This window comes from Cupriavidus sp. SK-3, assembly GCF_000611145.1.
In the GTDB taxonomy this organism is placed as follows: domain Bacteria; phylum Pseudomonadota; class Gammaproteobacteria; order Burkholderiales; family Burkholderiaceae; genus Cupriavidus.
Map to the genome: position 1 here is coordinate 1 of NZ_JFJV02000008.1, position 1691 is coordinate 1691.

1 protein-coding gene is annotated in these 1691 nt (G+C 64.4%); it reads left to right on the forward strand.

Features of this window, described 5'->3' with window-relative positions; translation table 11 throughout:
- On the forward strand, positions 1-1538 hold a 1538-nt coding region (locus CF70_RS00595), incomplete at its 5' end, for a hypothetical protein (protein ID WP_349675092.1).
- Between the last annotated feature and the right edge of the window lie 153 nt (positions 1539-1691).

The following is a 1691-nucleotide window of genomic DNA, read 5'->3' on the forward strand; positions in this document are numbered from 1 at the left end:
TAATTACCTTTGACACGGGGCGGGTTGAATCGCGCACCACACTGGCCGGTGTGCTGGCCTTCTTCAACTGCGACGACGACCTGCGCCGACGCACACCGGTGGAGTCCGTGCGACTACGCCATATCGCCCGTGGCGACATCCCCCTCATCCGGCTGGCAAGGGGCAACTTTGCTGTCCGGCCCAGCGGCTCCATGCGCGAGATCCTCGACACCATCATCGGTGAAGTGGACCGGATCATCCTTCGCCCGGACGGGAAAGTGCTTAAGCCTTTCGAGGTCAGTCGCGACGCCTGGGACGCAGCAGTGGCCGCTGGTCGTCTCGGCTATTTCCCGGAGGAGGCGCTGGCGCCGGAATGCCGTGACCAGGGCACGTTGTTCGCAGATCCTGATGCAGCATTCGTCGACCCCGCCTGCTATGTGGAGCAGCAATTTCGTGCTCGCTTCGGCTTCGGCACGAACGGGCCCGAGTACTCACCCGGCGCCGGCATCAATTCGCGCCACGAGGTCCATGTCGCATACGCACTGCAACGAGGCGAGAAAGTTCGCGATTGTGTCCTCAATGGCTATCGCGACAGCCCGGACATCGGCAAGTACGATCTGCTTTGGCTGAAGGATCTGGTTGCCGTGCCGGCCCTACGCGGGGCGCTGCCAGCCGACAAGCTGCAGGCGCTTTGCGGGGTCATGCGGCATGACAACCTGGCGATCACTGCGCACAATGCCGCCCGCCTGATTACACTGGTTAAGCCGCTGCCGGCCGACCGCGCCCGAGTCGCTGTGGATGACGCGCTGTTCGCAGCCGGGATCGTCCCTCCGCCTTCGTTGCCGACCATCGCCCCGCCCACCGGGGAGGACGCGGCACCGGTCTCACCGCTGGCTGCACGCTTGCATTCCCTCATCGCCCGGCATCGCTATACGGAGAGGGCTGCGCGCGCGCAAGAAGAGCAGGCTAAGGGAACGTTGACACAGCGCATGCTTCAGCGTGAACTTCGCCTTGCCACGGTCGAGCGGGACACCACGAGCTATTCGTGGCCTAACCGCTTGGCGCTCGCGGTCATGGAGCGCAACGTGGCGCAGCTGCTTGAAGCGCTGGATAGCCCAACCGATCAGAACGCACTATCCAAGCGGGCCATCCGTGAGGAACTGGGCGTGGTGCTGACCGGCGTGCCGGCGGCTACGCGTCGACGGCGCATCTTTGAACTGTGCGGCTTCTCCGAGGCCGAACAGCGTCAATGGGACATCGAGGCAGCCGCCGCGCGCACCGCGCTTCTGCAAGCCCGTGATGCTGAGCGTGCTCGTGAGCAAGCCGAGGCCGCGCGTTGGCGCCTGCCGGAAGGCCGGGTCTTGAATGGCCGCGAGTATGTGGACATGTGCATCGACGAAGGCTTCCGCCAAATCAAGCACTATCCGCGCGGCAGCGCTCGGGTCTATTACCTTGAGGATCCACAGCGTCGGCTGGCACGTAAGCTGCGAGCCGGGGATGGCACGCTGGCCTATGCCACGGCCCGTCTGGCGGAAGTGCAGTCGGCCATGGCGGCGTAGCGCCTTTCCGTTGTTTCTTCCCCCGGCCAAGTGGCCGGGGGACCTCCTTCTCTAAAAGCCACCCCGCTTCCATCGTCTTTCGAGCAGCATGCCGCGTGTGATTGCCGTTAGGCTTTCCTGCTGAGCGTTGTTCGCACTGGTACGGATCAGTCC